5 protein-coding genes are annotated in these 7,282 nt (G+C 63.5%); 1 reads left to right on the forward strand and 4 read right to left on the reverse strand.

The features are described 5' to 3' along the window. Nucleotides 1-99: 99 nt before the first annotated feature. Entirely contained in the window at nt 100-1,413 is a 1,314-nt protein-coding gene (locus CF70_RS21125; RefSeq protein ID WP_035869065.1) for a serine hydrolase domain-containing protein, read from the reverse strand. A 328-nt stretch (nt 1,414-1,741) separates the two neighbouring features. Here CF70_RS21125 and CF70_RS21130 point away from each other — a divergent pair, with 328 nt between their 5' ends. Next, on the forward strand, nt 1,742-2,758 hold the full coding sequence (locus CF70_RS21130; protein WP_035869068.1) for a helix-turn-helix domain-containing protein: 1,017 nt from the start codon (nt 1,742-1,744) through the stop codon (nt 2,756-2,758). A gap of 220 nt (nt 2,759-2,978) precedes the next feature. Here CF70_RS21130 and CF70_RS36705 read toward each other — a convergent pair whose 3' ends face one another. The 3 genes from CF70_RS36705 to CF70_RS21145 form a co-directional block, all read right to left on the reverse strand. Next, nucleotides 2,979-4,112, reverse strand: coding sequence for an alpha/beta hydrolase (locus CF70_RS36705; RefSeq protein WP_081862265.1), 1,134 nt, complete (start codon nt 4,110-4,112; stop codon nt 2,979-2,981). Between the two features lie 105 nt (nt 4,113-4,217). Then, entirely contained in the window at nt 4,218-5,723 is a 1,506-nt protein-coding gene (locus CF70_RS21140) for a sulfatase-like hydrolase/transferase (RefSeq protein ID WP_035869192.1), read from the reverse strand. Nucleotides 5,724-5,874: 151 nt separating this feature from the next. After that, nucleotides 5,875-7,041, reverse strand: a complete 1,167-nt coding sequence (locus CF70_RS21145) for a formylglycine-generating enzyme family protein (RefSeq protein ID WP_035869070.1) — start codon at nt 7,039-7,041, stop codon at nt 5,875-5,877. Nucleotides 7,042-7,282: the final 241 nt, after the last annotated feature.

Genomic DNA, 7,282 nt, shown 5'->3' on the forward strand with positions numbered 1-7,282 from the left:
AAGCAGTCGTTGTGGTTGGAAACCGGTGTGGAGAGTGCCAGAGGCCGGCTGCCGTCCTGGCGCAGCACGGCCTTGTCATGATCATTCCCGGTAGCGTTGCTATCGATTTGCCATGAGGTGGTCGGCCAATGCCTGGAAGGCTGGATAGGTGATCGCATTGTAGCGCTCGCTTACGGCCACCGGAAGGGAGGCGAATCGAGCGATCACCATCTCGGCTTTGGGGTCGATGTAGATCACCTGGCCGTGAACCCCGCGCGCCGAGAAAGCCCCATCGGCATTATTGCTGACCCACCACATGTCGCGATAGCTCCCGCCGGGCATAGTCGCATAGCCGGCTTTTGCGAACTTGGCCTTGTCGCCGCCGTTTCGGACATCGGCAACCACGGACTTGGGCACGATCTGTTGGCCATTGAATCGCCCGCCCAGGCGCATCATTTCGCCGAAGCGGGCCATGTCGCGCAGGGTCGGGTTGAAACCGCCTCCGGCGAACTCCGTGCCAACGCTGTCGACCAGAATATAGGCATCTTGCTCGACCCCCAGCTTCTGCCAGATGCGCTCGGACAGCACTTCGCCCACAGACTTGCCGCTGGCGCGCCGGATCAACCACGCTAGCACGTCCGTATTCACGGTCTTGTAGGCAAAGGCATCACCATGCTCGCCCTCCTTCTTCAGGGTTTCCAGGAAACCATAGAACGAGGTTGGGCCGTTGTAGCCAGGCGGGCGTGGAAACACGCCTCCCGCCCGCACGTGTTGCCAGATTTCGGCGTTCTGATCTGCATAATTCTCCGAGTATTTGACGCCGACCGTCATATCCATCACCTGGCGCACCGTCGCGTCGCCGTAGGCCGTGTCCTTGAGCTCCGGGATGTATTTGGAGACCAGCGCATTCTCATCAAGCTTGCCTTCGGCCACCAACATCGCACCCAGGGTGCCGACGAACGATTTAGTTACCGACATGGCCGTGTGTGGCTGACGCGGGTTCATGACACCAAAGTAGCGCTCATAAACGATCTGGCCTTTGTGCAGCACGACGATCGCATCGGTGTAGTTCGCCTCGAGCGACTGCGCCCAAGTCATGGTGTCAGTGCGTCCCAGTGGCGTGAACGTGATGCCGTCTATGTCGCGGCGCTCGGCGCGCGGCAATGTCGATGTTGCGCCGTCACCGCGTCTGACATTGGTGCTGGGCACAAGTTGGCGGAAGTTGGCAAACGACCAGCGAATCTGCGGGAACGTGTAGAGCGTCATATCCGCTTGCCGGATCAGCTTGTCCGCCGGCGGCGGTGAACCGGTCATCCAGCCCATCTTTACAGGGTCCGAATCCGCGGCGCTAAGCGGCGGACCGGAGGTTTGCGCCTGCGCAATACTGGCGCAGCATGCAGCCGTCAAGGCAGCGAGGATCGATTTGAGCTTCATGGTTTGTCTCCCATTGAATGATTGGATGGATGGCCAAGGGCATGCCGAGGCAGAGCGGTTCCGTGCGCCGATTGCGCCAGCCTCATGGGGCCGCGTGCGTGCTGCCGTCGCACCTATGCGATGTCCCTCATTCGAGCAGACGCGGCCACCCTGCGCGCGAAGCGTTTTCGCCATTGTTCGTCTCTGCTTCATTGTTCGCAGGGCCCGCGGGACCCGCCGCGGGACGATGCGTGATGACGCACGCATGGTCGGATATTGCCGACGTGACAGGTAGAGCAAAATCCGCCAGAATTAGAGTCAATCCCGCCACATCCCAAGTTGCACCAGAATGCCCACCGCTTACCTGCTGTGCTACCCGTCCGCCGCCTTGTCGGTGATCTCCACGGCTGCCGACACGCTGTCCATCGCCAACACACTGGCCTCCATGCAGGCGGGCCGTCGCGGCCGCGCGGCGCCGTTCCAGTGGCACATTGCGGCATCTGAGCCGCGCCGCTGGCAGGCGCTGGCAGACGTGCTCCGCTGCGATTGCGTGACGCTGGCCGAACTGGCTCGTGCGGACAAGAATGCGATGGTGGTCATTGCACCGCCGATCTTTGATCACATTGCCGGGCTGGAGCATGGGCTGTCGCTGCTGGACCGCGAGCGTGCCGCCATCGCCAGCGCGGCGGCAAAAGGCGCGCTGCTGGTGGCGCCATTTACCGCGGTGGCACTGTTGGTTAACTTGGGCCTGCCCGCGCAACGCCGGCTCGCTGTGCCCTGGGTGTTTGGTACCTGGATGCGCCAGGTGGAACCGGCGCGGCGGCTGCAGGCCGATCAGGCCGTGGTCAAAAGCGGGAATGTGTTCAGTTCGCGCGCGCTGGATCACGTGCATGCCCTGTTGCAGCAAGCTGTGGCCCGTACCGCCGGCAAGGCACTGGCGCGCACGCTGGGCAACACGCTGCTGGACCAGCCTGCGCGGGGCGAAGCGCTCGACATATGGATCAAGGTCGGTGATGCTCCGCGCGAAAGCGTGGTCTTGCGGGCACGCCGCTATCTGCAGCAGCATTTGGCAGAACCCTACGATCTCGGCCGGTTGGCCGCCGTGGCGTCCACCAGCGAGCGCACCTTGCTGCGGCACTTCATGAAATCCGTCGGTATGTCGCCGCTGAAGTTCCTGCATCGCCTGCGCGCCGAACGCGCCTGCCATTTGCTGGAAGTGACCACGCTGAGCCTGACAGCCATTGCCGAGCAATGCGGCTACCAGGACATATCGGCCTTTCGCAAACTGGTGCGCCACCATACTGGCCTGCCACCCGGCGCCCATCGGCGCGCCCATTCGGTGCGCGCCGAACTGCGCTCGGGCTGATGGTACCAACCCGGCATTCCCATGCGATCTGCAGTGGAAAGTGAGTGGCCGGTTTGGCCGAGCACGAGCCGGTCAAACTTCCTGAGTGAGTGACTCTTGCACCTTGGAAGCGCCGCGCCGATCTTTGTACAGCAGCCTGGCCGCACGCCAGTCCTCATGACGCCCCCGATTCGGAGTTGCTGGTGCGGGGCATGTGGGTCGCGATCCGCGACCCTCTGCTTCATTCCACCCGTTTGAATACCGGAATTGGTGGCTGCAGGCCGAGCGCATTGAGAAAGGCGAATGTTCTGCCGAGCGTGTCGTCGTAGGGTGTAAGGCCCTGCGCGCCCTTGGCGTGGCTGTTGAAAAAACCGTGCCCCTGCTCGGCGTATTCATGCAACTCGCAACTCCCGCCCGCAGCCCTCACTTTTCGGCAAAACTCCCGAACCGTATCAATAGGTACGATTCGGTCTGCATCACCATGTAGTATCAGCATTGGCGGTGACGCGGCCAGGTTCATTGCGCTGGGCGAAATCTTTGCCGCCTCTTCCCGCTGCAGTCCGATCCACGAAGCGAGCGGGACTAAGTCAACCGCCGGGTTGTAGAGCACCAGTGCTGCCGGTCGCGCCGCGGAGTCGGCGGACAATGCGGCGACCAGGGCCAGTTGCCCGCCGGCCGAGCCCCCCGCCAACACGATCTGTCCGGGATTGACGCCAAATCCGGCAGACTCGCGTCTTAGCCAGGCATAGGCATCCCGCGCATCCTCGACTGCGGCGACCGCAGTCGTGTTATCTCTGCAACTTACGCGGTAGTCAGCGAGCACTGCGACATAGCCATGCTCGACCGCCGCCTTCGCCTGAGCGAGGAACTGGGTCACCGACCCTCGCCGCCATCCTCCGCCGAAAAAGAACAGAATGGCAGGCCGGCTCACGGATGGACCGGCGGGCGCCAGCACGTGAGCGCGCAACTCCCGGCCGGACGCCGACGTGTAGACGCGGCTGATCGCACCCGGCACGCTTGGAGGTGCTGCCCCGCTCCCTGCACAGCTTAATTCGCCCGATAGTGTGCTGGGCAGCAGTGCAAACAGTCCGCCTTCCGGGGCTGCCCCACAGCCGGACGTGATGGTCAAAGCGAGGATGAGCGCAAGCGATAGGACAAAACGGCGAGAATGGGAGAGCGGCATCGTTTTCGCTGAGGTATTCGATGAGCTATCAGGCCCACATGGTTTGCTTCGTGCAGGAAGGCTGTTTGCGGGCGAAGCGGCGTCGCCACAGCAGCGACGGCAGGGATTCTCGCCAGGCAAGACCCGCATCCGTCCGCTGTACGCCCCTTTCGACACGAACATCATCTCCGATTGCCGCATCGCATGTGACATTGTTCGCGGGAGAGTGGGCGGCACTGAACCGCCATGTCAGCCCACAAGTCTCCGCAGGTTCCGAGGGGGGTCTCTTCGTCAGCCCCGATTGCCGTTCCTGTCGCGTCAATTCCCGCCAGGTCCCGAGATGCCACGCTCGATGGTCACTCGATCGAACTCCGGAGCCGCTTGCGCAACCGATTGCTCGAACGCTTCGGCGTTATGCAACAGGCGCTGCACAATCGCCGGCTCGCTCGACGCTCTGTCGTACTTTTCACCGGGATCCCGGCCGAGGTTGTAGAGCGTTGGCTTGTCCAGCTTGCTTGGCTTGCCAACCTGGGGGAGGCGGCCGCTGACGTCGTAGAGATTGATCTTCCAGTCACCTTCGCGCCATGCTTGCAATCTGCCCTTGTAGTAGTAGGGGAGTACTTGGCGCGGACTCGGTACCTGGCCGCGCAGCGTCTTTCCAAGGTCGACGCCGTCGATGACCGCGTCGGGCAGCTTGGCCTTTGCCAGCGCAACGACGGTCGGCAGGAAATCGTAGGTCGCGCCAATGCCGTCCACCACGGCGGGCCGGATGGTTCCGGGCCACCAGAATAGCGCTGGTATGCGTGAGCCCCCTTCATATGTCGACGCCTTGCCATCGCGCAGGATGCCAGCAGAGCCCACGAGTTCTTCATACAGAACCCAGGGGCCGTTGTCGCTGACGAACACGACGAGGGTGTTCTTGGCGCTACCGCTTCGCCGCACCGCCTCCAACACCCGGCCCACGCTGTGATCGAGTTCCGCTATGGCATCGCCCACTGGGCCACCTTTGCTGCTGCCAACGAACTCCGGGGCCGGCATATGCGGGAGGTGGGGCTTCTCGTACCCAACCCAGGCCAGGAACGGCTTGTCGTGCTTCTGGCTAATGAAGCTGACGACCTGGTCAGTCAGCCGCTTGTTATACCGAGGTTGATCAACAGGCCGCTCGATGACCTGGTCGCGATAGTCGACCGTCCCATTGGCCACGACGCGCTCGCTCGAGATCAGCGGCGAATTCCAGTACTCGTTCTTGGGATTCTTGAAGGCCGCGACGGCCTGCCGGTAGTACAGCGCAAACAACTCCTTGGGCGAATCGCCTCTTGCATAGCGCTGGCGCAATTCCTTGACGCTCACACTGCTGGGCGTGCCGACGAAATACGCGTCGTTCGACATCGGCATGCCCCACCAGGTATCGAAGCCATGCCGCGTAGGGTAGGCGCGCGGGGCATCGCCCAGATGCCATTTCCCGAACAGGGCGGTGGCATAGCCGGCGTCACGCAACAGACTGGCAACGGTCACTTCCCGATCGGGGAAGCCGAAGGGATCGCCGTCGATCTGGACACTGTTGATGGCCCCATACAAGCCCGAGCGGGTTTCGACGCGCCCCGTCAGCATGGCTCCCCGGCTGGGCGAGCAGACCGGCGAGCTGACATAAAAATTGGTCCACCGCTGGCCCTCGGCAGCCATTCGGTCCAGGTTCGGCGTGCGAAATACGGGATGGCCGTAGCTGCTGAGATCCCCCCAGCCCAAGTCATCGGCAATCAGAAGGACAACGTTGGGGCGGGTATCGGGGGCGGCCTGTACCAGGGAGAGCGGTGCGGCGAGCACCAAGGCGCCCAGTGCACGAAGCGCACGAAGGCACGGGGCGTTTCCCGCGCGTGCGCCGGTCCTGCGCCGGGCCCATGTCGGCCATGCTCGGTCCAGTGTGGCAATTCCAGTTCCTATTGCTCCATCTTTCATCTTCTCTCTCCTTTCTCCTTCAACCTCCGCCGGGCACGGCGGCCATCGTCTTTTGCTGCCGCTGCCTTGCCTGCCAGGCGTCCTGGTCCATCACCAGCCGGAAGCCTAGGTGCGACATACTGGTATACGGATCAGCCCCCTGCCTGGCACTCGGGCGATAGCTCAGGCAATAGTCCTGGTTGCAAAGGAAGGAGCCGCCGCGAATCACGCGCCTGGGCGCTCGCGCGGGAACACCAGGCTCCGAAGGATCCCAGCTATCCGCCGGCCCCAGCGGATCAATCTCTTCCTGCCCGATGCTGGCAACCCGCTTAAATTGGTCGGCACGATACCAGTCCGCGCCCCATTGCCAGGCATTACCAGTCATGTCGTAGAGCCCGTACCCGTTGGCGGGAAACGTACCGACAACGCTCGTGCCCAGCGCCCCACCCGCCTTGGCGCTCACCACCGGAAAGGGTTGCGACTGCTGACCCTGCCAGACATTGGCCATCTGCTCGCCGCCAGGTGCGAACTGGTCGCCCCAGGCGTAAGTCGCTTGCTCCAGACCGCCGCGCGCCGCGAACTCCCATTCGGCTTCTGTCGGCAGGCGCCTGCCGGCCCATCTGGCGTAGGCTTGCGCGTCGTCATAAGAAACCTGTACGACGGGGTGGTTGTCTTTTCCTTCGATTGTGCTGTCGGGGCCTTCCGGGTGGCGCCAATTCGCGCCAGGCACAAAGCGCCACCAGCGCGAGGAGTACTGCAGCGGAACCGGGCGGTCTGTGCCAACGAAGACCATGCCCCCCGGCACCAGCGCGCTGTCGGGCGGCTGCGGCGTGCCCGCTGGAACCTGAACCTTCAGCGTCTCCCAATCCGGCTTCTTCTCGGCGGTGGTGATATAGCCGGTCGCCGCCACGAAAGCGCGGAACTCGGCGTTGGTCACATGATGCTGGTCCATCCAGAAGCCGTGCACGCGCGTTTTGTGCGCAGGGCGTTCGTTGTCCCTCGCGAGCCGGTGGTTGCTGCCCATCAGGAATTCGCCGCCGGGAACCCACGCCATGCCCCGCGGGCCGGCAACACCATCGCCGAGCATGACCCTCGGCGCCGGCTTTGCGTTGGCCTGCCGGACAGGCTCAGCTGCCGAGTGGGCCACCCAGCCAAGCGCGATACCCATGGCGGCGAGAACGGCCACCGCGCCAACCCGAAGCAACATGCGCTGGCGAAAGGCCAGTACCGCCGCGCTCGCCGTGTTGGCGGGCGGCCTTCGGGCGCCCTTGTTTAATGTACTCACCTAGGCCAACCTCTTCCATTTTGCTGAAAGACACAGGAGCTGGCATCTCGGAATGCGCGTGCCTGCGTGAAAAAAGCCACCCGAACGCGGCACCTACCTCTTGGCGCCCTGGAGTGAACGCAGGACGTGGGCCGGGATCGGCGGCAGGGCTCCCCCCCCGGGG

The organism is Cupriavidus sp. SK-3, from assembly GCF_000611145.1.
Taxonomy (GTDB): domain Bacteria; phylum Pseudomonadota; class Gammaproteobacteria; order Burkholderiales; family Burkholderiaceae; genus Cupriavidus.

What these genes read in the sequence shown, in the direction of transcription:
- CF70_RS36705 (WP_081862265.1), bottom strand. Translation starts at nt 4,112, where the DNA reads ATGTCACATGCGATGCGGCAATCGGAGATGATGTTCGTGTCGAAAGGG.
- CF70_RS21145 (WP_035869070.1), bottom strand. Translation starts at nt 7,041, where the DNA reads ATGTTGCTTCGGGTTGGCGCGGTGGCCGTTCTCGCCGCCATGGGTATC.
- CF70_RS21125 (WP_035869065.1), bottom strand. Translation starts at nt 1,413, where the DNA reads ATGAAGCTCAAATCGATCCTCGCTGCCTTGACGGCTGCATGCTGCGCC.
- CF70_RS21130 (WP_035869068.1), top strand. Translation starts at nt 1,742, where the DNA reads ATGCCCACCGCTTACCTGCTGTGCTACCCGTCCGCCGCCTTGTCGGTG.